Raw genomic sequence first — 20,931 nt, forward strand, 5'->3', positions numbered from 1 at the left:
TGATACACTAGAAATTCGGGCCGGTGCAGTCCCGGGACCAGGAAGTTCCCGACTGCGGAGGTGCGAGCCAGTGCTCTTCTCGGCATTGCCAGACGCGCAGGGTCTCTACGACCCTGACCACGAAGCCGATTCTTGCGGCGTTGCCATGATCACCGATATCCAGGGCCGCCGATCCCACGGCATCGTCACAGACGGGTTGGTCGCACTCGAGCACCTCGAGCACCGCGGCGCGGCCGGAGCCGAACCCAACAGCGGCGACGGCGCCGGGATTCTCCTGCAGTTGCCGGTCGAGCTGCTGCGCGAGACCGTCGACTTCGCGCTGCCGGAACCGGCCGCCGACGGCAGCAACGCATTCGCCGCAGGCATCTGCTTCCTGCCGCAGGATCCGATCGCGCGCAGCGCTGCTCGCGATGAGGTCGAGGCCATCGCCGCCGAGGAAGGCTTGGAGGTACTGGGCTGGCGAGCACTTCCGGTCGACCCGGACGGCGCAGGCATCGGAATGACAGCACTGGGGTGTATGCCCTACATGGCGCAGTTGTTCGTCGCAGGCCCCGAGGTCGCAGGCAGCCGGCCGAGCGGAATCGAGCTGGACCGCAGGGTCTATCCCTTGCGCAAACGAGCCGAACGGTCTGACGTGTACTTCCCGTCGCTGTCGAGCCGCACCATCGTCTACAAGGGCATGTTGACGACCTTGCAACTGCCCCAGTACTTTCCGGACCTTCGTGACGAGCGGTGCCAGAGCGCCATCGCCATTGTTCACAGCCGGTTCTCGACCAACACGTTCCCATCGTGGCCGCTGGCGCATCCGTTCCGGTTCGTCGCCCACAACGGCGAGATCAACACCGTCCGTGGCAATCGCAATCGCATGCATGCGCGCGAGGCCATGCTGGCGAGTTCGCGGATCCCGGGTGACCTGAGCCGGCTGTCGCCCATCTGCACGCCTGACGCGTCTGATTCGGCGTCGTTCGACGAGGTCTTGGAGCTGCTTCATCTCGGGGGCCGCAGCCTGCCGCACGCGGTGCTGATGATGATTCCGGAGGCGTGGGAGAACAACACCACGATGGGTCCGGCCGAGCGTGCGTTCTGGCAGTACCACGCATCGTTGATGGAACCGTGGGACGGTCCGGCGTGCGTCACGTTCACCGACGGAACTGTCGTCGGAGCGGTGTTGGACCGCAACGGTTTACGGCCCGGCCGGTGGTGGCGCACGGTCGACGACAAAGTCATCCTCGCCAGCGAGAGTGGCGTGCTGGACGTGCCGTCCGGCGAGATCGTCGCCAAGGGGCGCTTGCAGCCGGGGAAGATGTTCCTGGTCGATACCGCGGCCGGCCGCATCATCACCGATGACGAGATCAAAGAGCAGCTGTCGTCGGCCGAACCCTATGGGGAGTGGTTGCACGCCGGGCTGCTCGACCTCAAGACCCTGCCCGACCGGGCCTCGATCCAGCCGAACCATGAATCGGTCGTGCGGCGTCAGATCGCATTCGGCTATACCGAGGAAGAACTTCGGATCCTGCTCACCCCGATGGCGGCATCGGGCAATGAGCCGCTCGGTTCGATGGGCACCGACACTCCGACCGCGGTGCTGTCATCGCGGTCGCGGCTGCTATACGACTACTTCGTCGAACTGTTCGCACAGGTGACCAATCCACCCCTGGACGCCATACGGGAAGAGGTGGTCACCTCGATGGCCCGAGTGATGGGGCCCGAGGAAAACCTGCTGGAACCCACGGCCGCATCCTGTCGTCAGATCGTGCTGCGGTGGCCGGTGCTCGACAACGACGAACTCGGCAAGATCGTGCGCATCAACGATGACGGCGAACACCCCGGCTTGCGCACGACCGTGCTGCGGGCTCTCTATGATGTCGAACGCGGGGGCGAAGGACTGGCCGAGGCGTTGGAGGACCTGCGGATGCGGGCCTGCGACGCGATCGCCAAAGGCGCTCGCACGCTGGTGATCTCGGACCGGGACTCCGATCACACCCGGGCGCCGATTCCGTCGCTCCTTGCGGTCTCCGCCGTGCACCATCATTTGGTGCGCACCAAGGAACGCACCAAGGTGGCGCTCGTGGTGGAGAGCGGCGACGCCCGCGAGGTCCACCACATCGCGATGCTCATCGGATTCGGCGCCGCCGCGGTCAACCCGTACCTGGCATTCGAATCGATCGAGGACCTGATTCGCGAAGGAGAACTCACCGGTATCGAATCCGCCACCGCGGTCCGCAATTACGTCAAAGCGCTCGGCAAGGGCGTGGTCAAGGTGATGAGCAAGATGGGCATCTCCACGGTCGCGTCCTACACCGGTGCCCAGGTGTTCGAAGCGATCGGCCTGGACCGTGACGTCGTCAGCGAGTACTTCGCGGGCACGACGAGCCAACTCGGCGGGGTCGGGCTGGATGTGCTCGCCGAGGAGGTCAAGCAGCGGCATCGGCGCGCCTATCCGGAGAACCCGACCGAACGGGTGCACCGCCGGCTTGAGGTGGGCGGTGAGTACGCGTTCCGGCGCGAAGGCGAGCTTCATCTGTTCACGCCGGAAGTGGTGTTCCTGCTACAACATTCGACTCGTACCGGGCGCGAGGACGTATTCGCTCAGTACTCCGGGGAAGTCGACCGCCTGGCCCGCGAGGGCGGGGCGCTGCGCGGCCTGTTCGAGTTCAAGAAAGGTCTGCGCCCACCGGTCCCACTCGACGAGGTGGAACCGGTCGACTCGATCGTCACGCGCTTCAACACCGGAGCCATGAGCTACGGCTCGATCTCGGCTGAAGCCCACGAGACGATGGCCATCGCCATGAACAATCTCGGCGGACGGTCCAACAGCGGTGAGGGCGGCGAGGACGTCGACCGACTCTACGATCCGAGCCGCCGCAGCGCCGTCAAGCAGGTGGCGTCGGGACGTTTCGGCGTCACCAGCGACTACCTCGTCAACGCAACCGACATCCAGATCAAGATGGCCCAGGGCGCCAAGCCCGGTGAGGGCGGCCAACTTCCGGGCTACAAGGTCTATCCCAACATCGCCAAAACCCGGCACTCGACGCCAGGGGTCGGGCTCATCTCGCCGCCGCCCCACCACGACATCTACTCGATCGAGGATCTGGCCCAACTGATCCACGACCTGAAGAACGCCAACGCCGACGCACGCATCCACGTCAAGCTCGTCAGCAGCGTCGGCGTGGGAACGGTCGCCGCGGGTGTCTCCAAGGCGCACGCCGACGTGGTGTTGATCTCCGGGTACGACGGCGGCACCGGCGCGGCACCGCTCACATCGCTCAAGCACGCCGGCGCCCCGTGGGAGATCGGACTGGCCGACACGCAGCAGACCCTGGTGCTCAACGGCTTGCGCGACCGCATCACCGTGCAGTGCGACGGCGGCATGCGGACCGCGCGCGACGTCATGGTGGCCACGCTGCTCGGTGCGGAGGAGTTCGGCTTTGCCACCGCACCTCTGGTCGTCTCGGGCTGCATCATGATGCGCGTCTGCCATCTGGACACCTGCCCCGTCGGCGTCGCCACGCAGAATCCCGAATTGCGGGCCCGGTTCAACGGAAAGCCGGAGTTCGTGGAGAACTTCTTCACGTTCATCGCCGAGGACATCCGGCGCTACCTCGCCGAGCTCGGCTTCCGCAGCATCGACGAGGCCGTCGGACACGCGGAGGTGCTCGATACGGCACCGGGCGTGGCGCATTGGAAAACCCGCGGGCTCGATCTCAGTCCGATATTCGCGGTGCCCACCGACGCCCACGGCGGCAAGCTCACCCAGCGCCGCCGGCTCCGCGCACAGGACCACGGTCTGGAACAAGCGCTGGACCGCACGCTGATTCAACTTGCCGAAGGTGCTCTCGAGGACGCGCACCCGGTTCGGCTGGAATTGCCGGTCCGCAACGTCAACCGCACGGTCGGCACGCTGCTGGGCGCTGAGGTCACCCGCCGCTACGGCGCGGCCGGCCTGCCCGACAACACCATTCACATAACCCTGACCGGTTCGGCCGGGCAGTCGATCGGGGCGTTTCTCCCGCCCGGCATCACGATCGAATTGATCGGCGACGCCAACGACTACGTCGGCAAGGGATTGTCCGGCGGACGGGTGGTTGTTCGGCCACCCGACGATGTGCTCTTCCTGCCCGAGGACAACGTCATCGCGGGCAACACCTTGCTCTACGGCGCGACGTCCGGGGAGGTGTTCCTGCGCGGTCGCGTCGGGGAACGGTTCTGCGCCCGCAATTCCGGGGCGCTCGCCGTCGTCGAGGGCGTCGGTGACCATGCATGCGAATACATGACCGGTGGTCGCGTCGTCATCCTCGGGAAGACCGGGCGCAACCTGGCGGCAGGTATGTCCGGTGGCATCGCCTACGTTCTCGGCCTGGACCCGGCGCGGGTCAACACCGAGATGGTGCAACTGCAGCGTCTGGAGCCAGAGGATCTGACCTGGCTGCACGACGTCGTCGCCAGACACGCTCAACACACGGGCAGCACCGTGGCCACGTCGATCCTGTCCGACTGGCCAAGGCGCAGTGCTCAATTCACGAAAGTCATGCCCACCGACTACCAGCGCGTGCTCCAGGCCACCCGGATGGCCAAGGCCGAGGGACGCGACGTCGACAGCGCGATTATGGAGGCCAGCCGTGGCTGATCCGACCGGATTCCTGCGAGTACCCAAGATCGAAGCCGCCAAGCGGCCGGTGGACGAGCGCGTCGGAGACTGGCGCGAAGTGTACGAACGCCAGGACCCGCACGAACGTGCCGGCGAGGTGTCGCAACAGGCACGCCGCTGCATGGACTGCGGAATCCCGTTCTGCCACTCGGGGAGTGCGGGTTGTCCGCTGGGCAACTTGATCCCGGAATGGAACGACCTGGTGCGCCGAGGACGGTGGGACGCGGCCAGCGATCGCCTGCACGCCACCAACAATTTCCCGGAGTTCACCGGGCGGCTGTGTCCGGCACCGTGTGAGGCCGCCTGCGTGCTGTCGATCGCCGAGGAGCAGACCGGCGGCAGCGTGACGATAAAACGCATCGAACAGACCATCGCCGACCAAGCCTGGATGGACGGTACTGTCGAACCGCAGCCCGCCGCCATCTCGACCGGAAAGAGCGTCGCGGTGGTGGGTTCCGGCCCCGCGGGACTGGCTGCGGCACAACAACTCACGCGAGCCGGTCACGATGTGACCGTCTATGAGCGCGACGACCGGCTGGGCGGGCTGCTGCGCTACGGCATCCCCGAGTACAAGCTCGAGAAGTCGGTCCTCAACCAGCGGTTGGCCCAGATGCGGGCGGAGGGCACCCGGTTCGTCACCGAGTGCGAGGTCGGCGTCGACGTGACCGTCGAGCAGTTGCGGAACCGCCATCAGGCGGTCGTGCTCGCAGTCGGTGCGTTGCGGGGCCGCGACAACGAGGTGCCCGGACGCGAACTCGACGGCGTGCACCTGGCGATGGAACACCTGGTACCCGCCAACCGCGAATGCGAAGGCGACGGCACCTCGTCCATCTCCGCCGCGGGCAAGCACGTGGTGATCATCGGCGGCGGCGATACCGGCGCGGACTGTCTCGGTACCGCTCACCGCCAGGGCGCGGTCTCGGTCACGCAGTTGGACTACAACCCCGAACCGCCCGAAGCCCGTGACGAGACACTCAGCCCGTGGCCGACCTGGCCGCTGGTGTTGAGAACATCCCCGGCTCATGCCGAAGGCGGCGCGCGGCATTTCGAGGTTGCCGTGCAACGGTTCATCGGCGACGACAAAGGCCACGTACGGGCCGTGGAGATCGCCGAGGTGCGGGTGACCCGCGACGCCGACGGCCGCAGGCAGATCACGCCCGTGGGCGAGTCGCTGCAGATCCCGTGCGATCTGGCACTGCTCGCGATCGGGTTCGAAGGTGTCGAACACATGGCGTTGATCGATGACCTCGGACTCACCCTGAACCGGCGCGGAGCGCTGAGCTGCGGATCGGACTGGCAGACCGACGCGCCGGGAGTGTTCGTGTGCGGAGACGCGCACCGTGGAGCATCGCTGGTGGTGTGGGCCATCGCCGAGGGGCGCAGCGCGGCGCATGCCGTCGACGCCTACCTCATGGGCGAGTCCGACCTGCCGGCTCCCGTGCGCCCCGGAGCCCTCCCGCTGTCCGTCGTCTGAATCGATCAACGACTATGCTCAGAAGACGTGAGCAGACGCGGAAAGATCGTTTGTACGCTTGGCCCCGCTACCGGGACTGACGAGACCGTCAGGGCACTGGTCGAAGCCGGGATGGATGTCGCGCGGCTGAACTTCAGCCACGGCGACTACACCGACCACGAGGCCGCCTACAAGCGCGTACGGGCAGCCTCGGACGCCACCGGTCATGCGGTGGGCATCCTGGCCGACCTGCAGGGACCCAAGATCCGACTCGGCAGGTTCAAGGACGGTCCGACGTACTGGGCGACCGGCGAAACCGTGCGCATCACCGTCGACGACTGTGAGGGAACTCATGACCGGGTGTCGACGACGTACAAGCATCTCGCTGCCGACGCCGCGAAGGGCGACCGGCTGCTCGTCGATGACGGCAAGGTCGGCCTCGTGGTCGATCAGATCGACGGCAACGACGTGGTGTGCACCGTCACCGAGGGTGGTCCGGTCAGCAACAACAAGGGTTTGTCGCTGCCCGGCATGAACGTGTCGGTCCCGGCGCTGTCCGAGAAGGACATCGAGGATCTCGAGTTCGCGCTGCGGCTGGGCGTCGACCTGATCGCGTTGTCGTTCGTGCGTTCGCCGGCCGACATCGAACTCGTCCACGAGGTGATGGACCGGGTCGGCCGGCGCGTGCCGGTGATCGCGAAGCTTGAGAAGCCCGAGGCCGTCGAAAACCTCGAGGCGATTGTGCTGGCCTTCGACGCCGTCATGGTCGCCCGCGGTGACCTGGGTGTCGAGCTGCCACTGGAGGAAGTGCCGCTCGTGCAGAAGCGGGCCATCCAGATGGCGCGGGAGAACGCCAAGCCGGTCATCGTCGCTACCCAGATGCTCGAGTCGATGCTGGAGAACTCGCGCCCCACCCGGGCCGAGGCCTCCGACGTCGCCAACGCCGTGCTCGACGGCGCGGACGCCGTGATGCTGTCCGGCGAGACCTCGGTGGGCAAGTACCCGTTGGAGGCCGTCAAGACGATGGCTCGCATCATCAAGGCGGTCGAGGACAACTCCGTGGTGGTGCCACCGCTGACGCACGTGCCGCGCACCAAACGTGGCGTGATTTCCTATGCCGCCCGTGACATCGGCGAACGGCTCGACGCCAAGGCGCTCGTCGCGTTCACCCAGTCCGGGGATACGGTTCGCCGGCTGGCGCGCCTGCACACGCCGTTGCCGGTGTTGGCGTTCACCGCACTGCCCGAGGTGCGCAGCCAGCTCGCGCTGACGTGGGGTACCGAGACGTTCATCGTGCCGCAGATGAAGAGCACCGACGACATGATCCGGCAGGTCGACAAGTCGCTGCTGGATCTCGGCCGGTACAAGCGGGGCGAGCTGGTGGTCATCGTCGCGGGTGCTCCGCCCGGCACAGTAGGCTCCACGAATCTGATCCATGTGCACCGCATCGGGGAGGACGACGTCTAGCGCTGCGGCAAGGGGCGCACGAAAAGGAGCTCAGTGTCACACTCGGATTTCGAGGAGCTGCTGGCGGTTCTCGATCTCAATCGAATCGACGACAACCTGTTCATCGGCTCGCATCCGAGCAAGAACCCGGTGCGTACCTTCGGCGGTCAGATGACGGCGCAGGCGTTTGTCGCAGGCGGCCGATCGCTCGACCACACGTTGGCTCCGAGCGGATTGTCCGCGCACTTCATCGCGGGGGGAGATCCCGACAAGGATCTGGAGTTCCACGTCGTCCGGTTGCGAGACGAGCGTCGTTTCGCCAACCGGCGCGTGGACGTCATGCAGGATGGCCAGCTGCTGACCACCGTGATGCTCTCCTACATGAACGGCGGCCGCGGCCTGGAGCACAGCGTGCCCGCACCCGAGGTACCCCATCCCGACACCCTGCCCAAAATCGATGAGCTGCTGCGCGGCTACGAGAAGACGGTGCCGTTGTTCGTCGAGGCGCTGCGTCCGATCGAATGGCGCTACACCAACGACCCGGCGTGGGTGATGCGCGACAAGGGCGGCAAACTCGACCACAACCGCGTGTGGCTCAAGACCGAGGGACCGATGCCTGACGACCCCGTGCTGCACGCGGCGGCGCTGGTGTATTCGTCGGACACGACCGTTCTGGACTCCATCATCACGACACACGGTCTGTCCTGGGGTTTCGACCGGATCTTCGCGGTGACGATGAACCACTCGGTGTGGTTTCACCGCCCGATCCGATTCGACGAATGGGTGCTGTACTCCACCGCGTCGCCGGTCGCCGCCGAGTCTCGCGGGCTCGGTACGGGGCACTTCTTCGACATTTCGGGCGCGCTGTTGGCGACCGTCGTCCAGGAAGGCATCGTGAAGTACTTCCCCGGGGCCAAGTAGACCGCTCAGCGCGTCGGGGTGGGGGTCACGCCGAATTCGTCTTCGAGACGATCCTGGAAGATCTCCTCGCAGCGTTGCTGCGCGGCCTGGTCGTTACCGGCGTCCTGCATGCAGCTCAAATAGTCCCGGCCGCCGATGTCTTCGAACCAGCGGCCGCCGAGGCTCACCCAGATGCCGATGAACACGAGTGACAGCACGACGGCGATGGCGCCGAGCACGATTCCGGTGATCGCGACCCCGCCGTTGGTGGCCTCGCCGCGCTTGGCACGGCCGTGCCCGATGAATCCGAGGACGACCGCGACCGCACCGAGGACCAGTCCGCCGATCACCGACCACACGAGGACGAGGCCGATGATGGCGGTGACCAGCGCGGCGATGCCCAGCCCGTTGCTGGGACCCATTGCGGGCGCATACGGCTGCTGTGGGGGATACGCGCCGTAGGGCGGTGGCGGCGGATATCCACCGGGATATCCGCCGTACGGATACTGCGGAGACGGCGGTGGTGGCGGTGGCGGGGGCTGGGCCGGTGGAGGTGCGTCCGACCCGGGCACGTCGGCTCGCTCGTCGCTCATGTGTTTGAGGCTACTCGCCGACCGCCGCGCCGAGTTGCGGACAGCGAATCACCGGGCAGTCGGTGTCGGCCGGGAGATGATGGGTGGCCACGACGACGGTGCGGTCGGTAGGCAACAGAGCTCCCGGGGTGAGCAGGTCGGTCAGGAACTGTTGGCCGTCAGCGGCATCCAGATTCTCGGTCGGTTCGTCTAGCAGAACGATCGGAAAGTCCGAGACGAGCACCCTGGCCAGCAGCAGACGCCGGCGTTGGCCCGCGGACACTGCTGCGGCACCGCCGACCAGCACGGTGGACAAGCCGTCGGGCAACCCGGCGAGCCAGTCGGTCAGCCCGACGCGGTGCAGCGCCGCATGCAGTTCGGCGTCGGTGGCATCACCACGGACCACCAGCAGGTTGTCCCGGACGGTCGTTTCGAACAGGTACGCGTCCTCGGCGAAAAATGCTGCGCGTCCCTGCTTTTCGTCGAACCGCTCGGCCATCGCCATCAGCAGCGTTGTCTTGCCCGAGCCACTCGGCCCGATCACCGCCAGCCGGCCGCCCGCAGGCAACTCGACCACGGGAACCTGCGGCCGTGGACGGCCATGGCTGTCCGGTGAGATCAGATCATGCAGCCGCCGTGCCGCGATCCGCGAGCGCGTGAGTTGCACCGCGGCCTCGGGCAGCGCCGTCGTCGCTTCGAATGCCGAGAGCGGCAACAACATCAGGATCGCCACGGTTGTCGGTGCGACGGCAGTTGCCAGCGCGATCCCGGCGATCGCGGCGCCGAGCACGCTGACGCCGATCGCCGCACTCGGCATCGCCGCTGCGACAGCGGCTGGCGCCGCGGCGCGGTCGGCGGCGTCTCCCCAGTTCCGGTGGTGGCGTTCGGCGGTCGCGATGACCTCGTCCAGTCGGCCGCTGACGCGCAACTCGGGTGCGTGCTCCAGGGCCAGCATGGTCGCTGTGTCACGGTTGGCCCGGTGTTGTGCCGCAACGCTTTCCGCTGCGGCTACCGCGCGTGCCGCGACCGCGGGGGCCAGCACCCCGGCGACCAGGAGGCACAGCGCCAACACCACGGCGGTGATGGGGGAGATGATGGCGATGACGCCGACGGCGGCACAGCTGAGAACCACGGCAACCACGATCGGCAGCAACGCGCGCACGAGGACGTCGGACAATTCATCGACAGATGCCCCGGCGCGGGCCACCAGTTCACCGCTCGGCAGGCGCATGGCATCGTCGGCAGGCGCGTCGGCAAGCTTGCGGTACAAGCCGGTACGCGCGTTGGCCGCGGCGCGCAGCGCGGTGTCGTGGGAAGCCAGCCGCTGGCAGTAGCCGAGTACGCCTCGGGAGATTCCGAGGGCACGCACTGCGACCACGGCGACCGTCAGATCAAGGATCGGCGGCATCTGCCAGGCACGCGTGATCAACCACGCCGAGATACCGGCCAGGGCCAGCGCGCTGCCCAGTGACAGCACGCCGAACAGGCTCGCGAGCAGCAACCGGCCGAGGCGTGGCCGCAGCAGGTCGACGGTGAGTCGAAACAGCGGATCATCGCGGAACAAGCAGATCACCTACCGCCAATTGCCGGTCGCCGATGGCCAGTACCGGTTCACGGTGCCCAACCACCAACACCGTCGCACCGGCGCGGGCCCGCGCCACGATCGCCGTGAGTACGCGCGCCTCCAACGCGGCGTCGAGGTGCGCGGTGGGTTCGTCGAGCAACAGAACCGGTGCCGACGAGCCGAGGACCCGGACCAGGCCGAGCCGCTGCCGTTGGCCCAGCGACAGTCCGACGCCGTCACGCCCGAGCTGTGTGTGCAGACCGTCCGGCAGATCCGCGAGCACCTCGTCGAAACCGGCGTCCCGGCAGGCGTTCTCGAGATCGTTGACCGGACCGAGCAGTTCGAGGTTGTCGCGGACCGTGCCGGGGATCAACACCGGACGGTGCGGCAACCAGGCAACCTGACGCCACCACGCTGGCAGGTCGAGGTCACCCATCTCGACTCCGTCGACACGCACACCGCCCCATGGCAATTCGGTGAGACCGAGGATCGCCTGCAGTGCGGTGGACTTGCCGGCGCCATTGGGTCCGGTCAGGACGGTGACCTGGCCCGGCTGGATTGCTGCGCCGAGGCCGTCGACGGTGATCGTGGGTGCGGTCGCCGCGGGCTGACGCGTCACCCGGGTCGATGCGTGGGGCGTGCACAACCGGAATGCTTGTTCGGCAGCCGTCTTTCCGTCCTGGGCGGCATGGAACGCCGCGCCGACCCGCCGCAGTGGCCAGAACACTTCTGGCGCCAGCAGCAGTGCGGTCAGACCCGCGGCAAGTGTCATGTCGCCGAACACCAACCGCAGGCCGACACTGACCGCCACCAGCGCCACACCGAGGGTCGCGAGTAGCTCGAGGACGAATGAGGACAGGAACGCGATGCGCAGTGTCGCCATGGCTGAACGCCGGTGCGCGGCCGACAGCTCGTCGATGCGCTGGGCCGAGCCCGCGGCGCGACCGACTGCGCGCAGTGTCGGGATGCCGGCGACCAGGTCGAGCAGCCGGCCCTGCAAGGTCGACATCGCGGCAAGGGCGGCCGCCGAGCGTTCGGCGGTGAGCAGTCCGATCAACACCATGAAGATAGGAATGAGCGGCAACGCGATCAGCACGATCGCCGCGGCCTGCAGGTCATAGCAGGCCATCACGATCAACGATGCGGGCGTGAGAATCGCGGCAAGCACCACCGCGGGCAGATAGCCGGTGAAGTACGGTCGCAGGCCGTCCAGACCGCGGGTCACCACAACAGCGGCGGCATCGCGTTCGGTGGCCAGGCTGCGCGGCGACCGCATGGTCACCGAACGGAGCACCTGGCTGGACAATTCACCGATGACGGCCGTGGCTCCACGCTGCGACAGACGTCCCTGCATCCACTGCGCCAGCGTCCGCACGAGCCACAGCGCCGCGAGTATGGCGAGCTCGCCGCCCCAGCCTGCCGGTGTGTCCGGATTCGTGACCACACCGGAAACGATGTGCGCCAACACAACAGCCGAGGCGATCGTGGTGCCGGCGATCACGACGCCGCATGCCACGGCGGCGACCAGATATCGCCGCAGCGCCGTGGTCGATGCCGTGCCGCCGCGAATGCCGAGTGCGCGCCAGAGGTTCAGGCCGACCGCCGTGACAGTCCGATCGGATCCGGAATCCGCTCGGCGGATATCCGCTTGCTGAACACCCAGTACGTCCAGCCCTGGTACACCACGACCAGCGGCGCGAAAATCAACGCGGCCCACGTCATGATCTTCAGCGTGTACGGGGACGACGACCCGTTGTAAATCGTCAGGCTCCAGTCCGGATCCAGGGTCGACGGCACCAGATTCGGGAACAACGAGCCGAACAGCAGGGCCACCGCGGCCGCAACGACAATGGTGGTGTAGGCGAACGCCCACCCTTCGCCACTGCGGCTGTAAACCCGTGTGACTGCGGCGATTTGCGCGATCACCGCCACGGCAAGCACGTACCAGGTCCAGCTCTTGCCGTACGCGAGCTGTGTCCACACCCCGAACCCGGCGACCAGGACAGTGGCGGGAATGGCCAGCAGCCCGGCGAACCGGAACGCGTCGGCGCGGATCGTGCCCGAGGTCTTGAGCGCGACGAACACCGCGCCGTGCAGAGCGAACAGGGCTCCGGTGGCAAGCCCGCCCAGCACGGTGTAGGCGTTGAGGACGTCACCGATCGACAGATTGATCTGCTTGTCGGCGTCGACCGGAAGGCCCCGCACCAATCCCGCGAACGCCACACCCCACAGGATCGCGGGCACGAACGACCCGACGGCGATGCCGATGTCGGCCCATCGCCGCCAGCCGGGATCGTCGATCTTGCCGCGCCATTCGATGGCGACGATCCGAACGATCATCGCGCACAGGATCGCCAGCAGAGGGAGGTAGAGCCCCGAGAACACGGTCGCGTACATCTCGGGGAACGCCGCGAACATCGCGCCGCCCGCGGTGATCAGCCAGACCTCGTTGCCATCCCATACCGGACCGATCGTGTTGAGTGCGGCGCGTCGGTAGGGCTCGGAATCCTCGCCGCGCTTGTTGGCGGCGCGGCCGAAGAACGACATGAGCATGCCGACACCGAAGTCGAAGCCCTCGAGGATGAAGAATCCGAGGAACAGCACGGCCAGAAGAATGAACCAGAGTTCTTGCAATCCCATCGATTCGCTCCTCAGTAGGCGAACGACAACGGCGCGACTTCGTCGGCGTCCGGCGGGGTTGGCGGCGCGGGTTCCGAGTCGTGTTCGAGCGGGCCTTCGACGACGTAGCGCCGTAGCAGGAAGAACCAGATGACCGCGAGCACGGCGTACAACAGTGTGAAGGCCACCAGTGAGAGCACCACCATGCCCGCCGAATGACCGGAGACGCCCTGCGCGACGGTGAGCCGAATATCTTGGTCACCCGTCGGATTCGGCACCACGACCCATGGCTGTCGTCCCATTTCGGTGAAGACCCACCCCGCGCTGTTGGCGAGGAAAGGCGTCGGGATCGTCAGCAACGCGAACCAGCCGAACCAGCGCTGATCGGGTATCCGGCCGCCACGGGTCAGCCACAGCGCGGCAAGGGCGAACAAGCCTGGAACAGCGAGGAATCCAATCATCGCCCGGAAGGACCAGTATGTGACGAAGAGGTTCGGTCGATAATCGCCAGGGCCGAACTTCTGCTCGTACTGCTCCTGTAGGTCCTTAACACCTTCCAGATGGACGCCGCTGAACTTGCCCTCGGCCAGGAACGGCAGCACGTACGGCACTTCGATCAGATGCGTGACGCTGTCGCAGTTGTTGTGCGTGCCGACGGTGAGAATCGAGAAGTCCGGGTCGGTTTCGCTGTGGCACAGCGATTCGGCCGAAGCCATCTTCATCGGCTGCTGTTGGAACATGAGTTTGCCCTGCGCGTCGCCGGTGAAGAACAGCGCGACCGCGGCCACGAGCGTCACCCAGCAGCCCAAAATCGTGGCCGGTCGGTACATGGTGACCGCGTCACGCGGCGACTCACCGCCGATGCGATGGGACCGCACCATCCACCACGCGCACACGCAGGCGACGAAAACTCCTGCGGTCAAGAATGATCCGGCCACGGCATGGCTGAATGCCGCGATTGCCGTGTTGTTGGTGAACAGTGCGACGATGCTCGTGAGCTCGGCGCGGCCCGTTTCAGGGTTGAACCGGGCACCTACCGGGTGCTGCATGAACGAGTTGGCCGCGATGATGAAGAAGGCGGACATGTTCACGGCCAGCGCAACGATCCAGATGCAGGCCAGGTGCACAAGGCGGGGCAGCCGCGTCCAGCCGAAGATCCACAGTCCGATGAAGGTGGATTCGAAGAAGAACGCGGCGAGGCCCTCCATCGCGAGGGGGGCGCCGAAGATATCGCCGACGAAGCGCGAGTATTCGCTCCAGTTCATTCCGAACTGGAATTCCTGCACGATTCCGGTTGCCACCCCGATCGCGAAGTTGATCAGGAACAACTTCCCGAAGAAGCGGGTCAGCCGATACCAGCTGTCGTTGCCCGTCGCCACCCAGATCGTCTGCATGACGGCGATGAGCGGCGCCAATCCGATGGTGAGGGGGACGAATATGAAGTGGTAGACGGTGGTGATTCCGAACTGCCACCGCGATACGTCCAAAGCGTCCATCTGACCCACTTCCAAGGTCGCTAGGTCAACCTACGACAAAGTGTAGTAGACATCCGGGTTGCCAACCAGGCTCGGTTCACGATGCGCCGGGTGTGTTAGCTCACCGCAGGCGTCGAAGGAGACGGCGGCGACTGCAGTGCCGACCCCAACTTCTTGGCACCGCTGCGAATACCGAAGGCCGAGATCACCTCGAACACGCCAAGCACGATCAGCCAGACCCCGACCACCACGGCCAGCGTCGCGAGCGATTCGAACGGCGCGGCAAGCATCACCACACCGGCCAGCAGGCTGATGACACCGAAGAAGATCTCCCAGCCGCGACCGGGCAGCGTCGGATCGCTGATCGCCGACACCGCGGTCGCCACGCCGCGGAAGACAAAACCGACGCCGACCCAAATTGCCAGCAGCAGAATCGAATCCTGCAGGCTGCGGAAACACAGCACCGCCAGAATCAGCGCGGCCGCACCACTGATGAACAGCAACACGCGTCCGCCGGCAGAGACGTGCAGGCTGAACGCGAAGACGACCTGGGCAATGCCGGTGATCAACAGGTAGGCACCGAAGAATATGGCAGCGACCAGGATGGTGATGCCCGGCCACACCAAGACGAGAATTCCGAGGATGATCGCGAGTACCCCCGACACCAGCGTGGCCTTCCACAGGTGAGGCAACAGGCTTGGGGGAGCGGTGGTTTCCATGCAGGCAGTTTGGCACAAACCGCATGGGCGAACGCGTATTTTACGGTACGGCTGTGGCATCGTACTGCGGTCGTTAATGTCTCGTTACCGGCACTGCGCGCCGGAGCAATGGCCGTTATCGTCTCCGGTTTGGAACAGACGGATGACGGTCCAACGCGAATAGATGTAGAGAGAAGAGGCAACCTGTGAGAGCTGGATGTCAGAACCGTCGGGGCAAGATGTGGCGCATTGCGGTCGCGATGGCTGCGGGCGGCGCGCTGGCGATGTCGGGTTGCGCGAGCAACACCGACAGCAGCGGACCGGCTACCGAGACGACCGCGGCGACGGCTGAGAAGGTCGACGCGATCGCCAACACGTTGCCGGAGCCGATCAAGTCGAGCGGCAAGCTTGTGATCGGCACAGACCCGACGTACCCGCCGAACGAGTTCAAGGATCCGAGCGGCAAGATCATCGGATTCGATGTCGACCTGATGAACGCGATCGCGGCCACGCTGGGACTCACCACGGAGTACCGGCCGTCGGCGTTCGACAAGATCATCCCGTCGGTCCAGGGCGGCACCTACAACGTCGGGATGTCGTCGTTCACCGACTCGAAAGAACGCGAGGAGCAGGTCGACTTCGTCACGTATTTCGAGGCCGGCTCGGCGTGGGCCCAGAAGGCCGGCGCGGGCATCAACCCCGATGACGCGTGCGGCAAGAAGGTCGCGGTGCAGACGGCGACCGTGCAGGACACCGATGAGATGCCTGCCCGTATCGACAAGTGCGTGAAGGACGGCAAGCCCGCCATCGAGGTCATCAAGTTCGACGATCAGACCGCTGCCACCAATGCCGTCATGCTCGGCCAGGCCGATGCCATGTCGGCTGATTCACCGGTGACGGCCTACGCCATCAAGCAGAGCGACGGCAAGCTTGAGGCTGCGGGCGACATCTTCGACTCGGCACCCTACGGCTGGGCGGTCCAGAAGGGCTCGCCATTGGCCGAGACGCTGAGGCAAGCGCTCGAACATCTCATCGAAACCGGCGCATACGAACAGGTGGCCAAGAACTGGGGCGCTGAGAACGGGATGATCGACAAGCCCGTCATCAACGGCGCCGTCAGCTGAGCCGCCGATGACTGATGCATCGCCGCCACCCGCCATCGACGCAGTCCCACTGAGGCATCCGTGGCGGTGGGTGGCGGCGGTTGCTCTTCTCGTCCTGCTCGGGCTCTTCGTCTACGGCGCCGCCACCAACGAGGCGTACGGGTGGGATACGTACTGGAAATACCTGTTCGACCAACGTCTTTCAGAAGCCGCGTGGAACACCCTGCAGCTCACCATCTACTCGATGGTGCTTGCGGTGGTGCTCGGCGTGATCCTGGCGGTGATGCGACTGTCGCCGAACCCGGTGCTCAAAGCGGTTTCGTGGACCTATCTGTGGATCTTCCGCGGAACGCCGGTCTATGTGCAGTTGGTGCTCTGGGGTCTGGTTCCGGTGCTCTACCAGAACATCAAGCTCGGGGTGCCCTTCGGGCCCACGTTCTTCGAGTTCAGCCTCTCCGACCCGAACTTCTTCATGCTGGCGATTCTCGGGCTCGGCCTCAACGAAGCGGCTTACATGGCCGAGATCATCAGGGCCGGCATCAACTCCGTGCCCGAGGGCCAGTCGGAGGCCTCGACCGCACTCGGCATGTCATGGCCGATGACCATGCGGCGCACGGTGTTGCCCCAGGCGATGCGGGTCATCATCCCGCCGACGGGCAACGAATTCATCAGCATGCTGAAAACCACGTCGCTCGTGACGGCCGTGCCGTACAGCTTCGAGCTGTACGGGCGGGCGCGCGACATCGGCGTTGCGCTGTTCCAGCCGATACCGCTGTTGCTCGCCGCATCGACCTGGTATCTGGCGATCACGAGCATCCTCATGGTGGGGCAGTACTACCTTGAGCGGTATTACGCGCGTGGTGCGTCACGGAAGCTGACGTCCAAGCAGCTCGAAGCGTTGGCCAAGGCGCAGATGGGAGAGCCGCATCCATGACCGCGATGGTCCGCGCCGAGAACGTGTGCAAGAACTTCGGCGCGCTGCAGGTGCTCAGGGGCGTGACGCTTGAGGTCGGTAAAGGCGAGGTGTTGTGCCTCGTCGGCCCGTCCGGCTCGGGGAAGTCGACATTCCTCCGCTGTATCAACCACCTCGAGCAGGTCAACGCCGGTCGCCTCTATGTCGATGGCGAACTCGTCGGCTACCGGGAACGCGGCGGCAAACTCCACGAGATGCGTCCGAAGGACGCTGCGAAGCAGCGCCGTGACGTCGGCATGGTGTTCCAGCACTTCAACCTGTTCCCGCACCGCACGGCGCTGGAGAACATCATCGAGGCGCCCATCCAGGTCAAGAAGGTGAAGAAGGCTGCTGCGGTGGCACGGGCCAAGGATCTGCTCGATCAGGTAGGCCTGTCCGCCAAGGCCGATGCCTATCCGGCCCAGCTCTCGGGTGGGCAGCAGCAGCGGGTGGCGATCGCGCGGGCGTTGGCGATGAGCCCGAAGCTCATGCTGTTCGACGAGCCGACTTCGGCATTGGACCCCGAACTCGTCGGTGAGGTCCTCGGGGTGATGAAAAAGCTCGCCTCCGAAGGCATGACGATGGTCGTGGTCACCCACGAGATGGGGTTCGCCCGTGAGGTCGCCGACAAACTGGTGTTCATGGACGGCGGTGTCATCGTGGAGAGCGGTGAGCCCCGCGAGGTCATGAGCAATCCGAAACACGAACGCACGAAGGCTTTCCTGTCGAAGGTGATGTAGCTTCGATTGGGTGGCTTCGACGCGCTCGGACGTATTCGTCTCCGCCTCCGAACTCCGTGAGCTCATCGCTGCGGGCGATCCGGTCACGGTGCTCGATGTGCGCTGGACTCTCGCCGAACCCGACGGCGAGCAGGCTTATCTCGCGGGCCATTTTCCCGGCGCCGTGTACGTCTCGCTCGAAACCGAGCTGGCCGACCACCGCGTACCGGGCCGCGGCCGCCACCCGTTGCCGTCGGGCCGCGACCTCGAGGCGGCGGCCCGGCGTTGGGGTGTGCGGGCCGGCGTGCCGGTCGTCGTCTACGACGACTGGAACCGGGCCGGGTCGGCGCGGGCGTGGTGGGTGCTGACGGCGGCCGGAATCGCCGATGTACGCATTCTGGATGGCGGCTTGGCCGCCTGGACGGCAGCGGGCGGGCCGCTGGAGACCGGCCCGGTCACGCCAGAACCCGGCGATGTCAGCGTGGTGCATGCCGACCTGTATGCCGGGGCGCGACAGACCTTGACCGCCGAACGGGCGACGTCGGACGTCGAGGTATTGCTCGACGCGCGCGCACCTGAACGCTTCCGCGGCGACGTCGAACCGGTGGACGCGGTCCCCGGTCATATCCCCGGTGCGACCAACCTTCCCAGTACTGGTCTGCTCACCGATGACGGCACACTGCTGCCCGATACCGAACTCCGGGCGCTGCTGGCCGAACACGGTCTGTCCGGAGGTGGTTCCGTCGGTACCTATTGCGGATCCGGCGTCACGGCGGCTCTCACCGTGGCCGGGCTGGCTGCGGCAGGGGTGGACGCCGCGTTATACCCCGGTTCGTGGTCGGAGTGGATCTCCGATCCCGACCGGCCCGTCGCCCGCGGAGCGGAGTAGTCCCGGCTCAAGGATCGGTGCGGATTCAAGCGCTCGGCGACTTTATGCTGAGCAAATGCAGCCGCGACCCGACCCGGTTACGCCGTTGTGGCGGGCTGCGCAGGTTTTTCGGCTGCTGAGTTGCATCTACGCGTTGGGTTTTCAGATCGCGATCAACGGGGATCTGGAGCGGCCTGCGCTGGCCTGGGTGTTGTGTGCCGGTCTGATCGCGTGGAGCATCGCGTGCGCGCTCGCCTACCTGAAGGGGTTCGGGCGGCGCAGCGCGTGGGTGATCGCCGAGATCGCGGTCGTCGTTGTGCTGATGCTGTCGACGGAGGTGGTGGCCGCCGATCAGTGGGTGGCCGACAATCAGTCGTGGCCCACCACGCTGTGGGCCACCAACGCAACGATCTCGGCCGCACTGCAATTCGGCCCAATGGGCGGTATGGCCACCGGGCTCACGGTGATGGCGGCGGCCGCGGCACTGAAGGGCCATGTCAGCGTCAACCTCGGCCGCAACGCCACCATCGTGATCGAGCTCGCCGTCGGACTTGCGGTGGGGATGGCCGCACAGACCGCGCGACGGGCGCACGCCGAACTGGAACGGGCCGCTCGGCTGGCGGCAGCACTCGAAGAACGGGAAAGACTGTCCCGGCGCGTGCACGACGGGGCGATTCAGGTGTTGGCCCTCGTTTCCCGAAAGGGTCGCGAAATCGGTGGCGAGGCAGCGGAGTTGGCCGAGCTCGCCGGTGAGCAGGAGCGAGCGTTACGCCGATTGGTCAGTGCGACCGGCGCCGAGGCGGGTCCGGGCTCGGGTCCGCTGACCGACGTTGGCGCCTTGTTGCGTACCAGGGCGTCCGACCGGGTTTCGGTCAGCCTGCCTGCCGAGCCCGTCCTGCTCGAACATGCCACGGCCACCGAGTTGTTCGCGGCCGCGGAGAATGCGCTCGACAATGTGGCCGCCCATGCCGGTCCCGGCGCCCGGACCTTCGTACTCCTCGAGGATCTGGGGGATTCGGTGACGGTGAGCATCCGCGACGACGGGGTCGGTATTCCGGACGGCCGCTTGGCCGAGGCCCAACGGCAGGGCCGGCTCGGGATCTCGAAATCCATTGTCGGCCGCATGGACTGGCTGGGTGGCAGTGCCCAGTTGACGACGGGACCGGATTGCGGCACCGAATGGGAACTGACGGTGCCGCGCCCGCGAAAGGGGGAGTGATGTCAGACGGCGGGCTGAGAGTGATGGTGGTCGATGACCATCCGATCTGGCGTGATGCGGTGGCGCGCGACCTTGCCGACGACGGGTTCGACATCGTGGCGACGGCCGACGGGGTGGCGGCGGCAGGTCGCCGCGCCGCCGTGGTACGCCCCGATGTCGTGGTGATGGACATGCGGTTGGCCGACGGCAGCGGAGTGCAGGCCACAGCCGAGGTCCTCGCGGTATCGCCGTCATCGCGCGTTCTGGTGTTGTCGGCCTCCGATGAACGCGACGATGTGCTGGAGGCGGTCAAGGCCGGCGCCACCGGTTACCTGGTGAAAAGCGCGTCGAAGGCCGAACTGGCCGCGGCGGTGCGCGCCACCGCGGAAGGCCGTGCGGTGTTCACACCAGGCCTGGCGGGATTGGTCCTCGGTGAGTATCGGCGCATCGCACAACGACCGGATGACGGTCCGGCCACTCCCACGCTCACCGAGCGCGAAACCGAGGTGTTGCGTTATGTCGCAAAGGGTTTGACGGCCAAGCAGATCGCCGCCAGGCTCTCGCTGAGTCATCGCACCGTGGAAAACCATGTGCAGGCGACGTTCCGCAAGCTGCAGGTGGCCAACCGGGTTGAGTTGGCGCGTTACGCGATCGAGCACGGCCTGGACGAGTAGTCCTACTCATCTCAACGGGGTCGTTCGCTGTCACGCTGACAA

The 20,931-nt window shown here is 66.2% G+C and carries 16 protein-coding genes; 10 read left to right on the forward strand and 6 right to left on the reverse strand.

What is annotated here, in order from left to right:
- Positions 1-70 precede the first annotated feature (70 nt).
- Genes gltB through ACRCUN_RS10340 form a run of 4 tightly spaced genes read left to right on the forward strand, consistent with a single transcriptional unit; the run spans position 71 to position 8,468 of the window.
- A complete protein-coding gene (gene gltB, locus ACRCUN_RS10325) occupies positions 71-4,627 on the forward strand; it encodes a glutamate synthase large subunit (protein ID WP_462141527.1) in 4,557 nt (1,518 codons plus the stop codon).
- Positions 4,620-6,122: a glutamate synthase subunit beta gene (locus ACRCUN_RS10330; protein ID WP_462141528.1), complete on the forward strand. Its 1,503-nt coding sequence runs from the start codon at positions 4,620-4,622 to the stop codon at positions 6,120-6,122. The genes gltB and ACRCUN_RS10330 overlap by 8 nt, the downstream gene beginning before the upstream one ends.
- 27 nt (positions 6,123-6,149) lie before the next feature.
- A complete protein-coding gene (gene pyk / locus ACRCUN_RS10335) occupies positions 6,150-7,568 on the forward strand; it encodes a pyruvate kinase (protein ID WP_462141529.1) in 1,419 nt (472 codons plus the stop codon).
- 33 nt (positions 7,569-7,601) lie between these two features.
- Positions 7,602-8,468 carry an acyl-CoA thioesterase II gene (locus tag ACRCUN_RS10340; RefSeq protein ID WP_462141530.1) on the forward strand — a complete coding sequence of 289 codons (867 nt, stop codon included), beginning with the start codon at positions 7,602-7,604 and terminating at the stop codon, positions 8,466-8,468.
- A 5-nt stretch (positions 8,469-8,473) separates the two neighbouring features.
- Here ACRCUN_RS10340 and ACRCUN_RS10345 read toward each other — a convergent pair whose 3' ends face one another.
- From ACRCUN_RS10345 to ACRCUN_RS10370, 6 genes are all read right to left on the reverse strand, one after another.
- Positions 8,474-9,040 carry a DUF4190 domain-containing protein gene (locus ACRCUN_RS10345; protein WP_462141531.1) on the reverse strand — a complete coding sequence of 189 codons (567 nt, stop codon included), beginning with the start codon at positions 9,038-9,040 and terminating at the stop codon, positions 8,474-8,476.
- 10 nt (positions 9,041-9,050) lie between these two features.
- The gene (locus ACRCUN_RS10350) at positions 9,051-10,583 is read right to left on the reverse strand and encodes an ATP-binding cassette domain-containing protein (protein WP_462141532.1); all 1,533 of its coding nucleotides are present in this window, start codon (positions 10,581-10,583) and stop codon (positions 9,051-9,053) included.
- Positions 10,570-12,123: a thiol reductant ABC exporter subunit CydD gene (cydD, locus tag ACRCUN_RS10355; protein WP_462141699.1), complete on the reverse strand. Its 1,554-nt coding sequence runs from the start codon at positions 12,121-12,123 to the stop codon at positions 10,570-10,572. Before cydD ends, ACRCUN_RS10350 begins: the two co-directional genes overlap by 14 nt.
- A gap of 50 nt (positions 12,124-12,173) precedes the next feature.
- Positions 12,174-13,223, reverse strand: a complete 1,050-nt coding sequence (gene cydB, locus ACRCUN_RS10360) for a cytochrome d ubiquinol oxidase subunit II (protein WP_462141533.1) — start codon at positions 13,221-13,223, stop codon at positions 12,174-12,176.
- 11 nt (positions 13,224-13,234) lie between these two features.
- Positions 13,235-14,698, reverse strand: coding sequence for a cytochrome ubiquinol oxidase subunit I (locus ACRCUN_RS10365; RefSeq protein WP_462141534.1), 1,464 nt, complete (start codon positions 14,696-14,698; stop codon positions 13,235-13,237).
- A gap of 95 nt (positions 14,699-14,793) precedes the next feature.
- Positions 14,794-15,396: an HdeD family acid-resistance protein gene (locus ACRCUN_RS10370; protein ID WP_462141535.1), complete on the reverse strand. Its 603-nt coding sequence runs from the start codon at positions 15,394-15,396 to the stop codon at positions 14,794-14,796.
- 218 nt (positions 15,397-15,614) lie between these two features.
- Between ACRCUN_RS10370 and ACRCUN_RS10375 the strand changes: the two genes are divergently transcribed.
- From ACRCUN_RS10375 to ACRCUN_RS10400, 6 genes are read left to right on the forward strand one after another with little or no spacing between them, the layout of a single operon-like run.
- Positions 15,615-16,499: an ABC transporter substrate-binding protein gene (locus ACRCUN_RS10375; protein ID WP_462141536.1), complete on the forward strand. Its 885-nt coding sequence runs from the start codon at positions 15,615-15,617 to the stop codon at positions 16,497-16,499.
- Between the two features lie 7 nt (positions 16,500-16,506).
- Positions 16,507-17,412 carry an amino acid ABC transporter permease gene (locus ACRCUN_RS10380; RefSeq protein WP_462141537.1) on the forward strand — a complete coding sequence of 302 codons (906 nt, stop codon included), beginning with the start codon at positions 16,507-16,509 and terminating at the stop codon, positions 17,410-17,412.
- 5 nt (positions 17,413-17,417) lie between these two features.
- Positions 17,418-18,170, forward strand: a complete 753-nt coding sequence (locus tag ACRCUN_RS10385) for an amino acid ABC transporter ATP-binding protein (protein WP_462141700.1) — start codon at positions 17,418-17,420, stop codon at positions 18,168-18,170.
- Positions 18,171-18,180: 10 nt separating this feature from the next.
- Positions 18,181-19,038: a sulfurtransferase gene (locus ACRCUN_RS10390; RefSeq protein ID WP_462141538.1), complete on the forward strand. Its 858-nt coding sequence runs from the start codon at positions 18,181-18,183 to the stop codon at positions 19,036-19,038.
- Between the two features lie 55 nt (positions 19,039-19,093).
- Positions 19,094-20,236: a MacS family sensor histidine kinase gene (macS, locus tag ACRCUN_RS10395; RefSeq protein WP_462141539.1), complete on the forward strand. Its 1,143-nt coding sequence runs from the start codon at positions 19,094-19,096 to the stop codon at positions 20,234-20,236.
- Positions 20,197-20,889 (forward strand): response regulator, encoded by a 693-nt coding sequence (locus ACRCUN_RS10400; RefSeq protein WP_462141540.1) that lies wholly within the window; start codon positions 20,197-20,199, stop codon positions 20,887-20,889. Before macS ends, ACRCUN_RS10400 begins: the two co-directional genes overlap by 40 nt.
- Positions 20,890-20,931: the final 42 nt, after the last annotated feature.

The organism is Mycobacterium venezuelense, assembly GCF_054919535.1.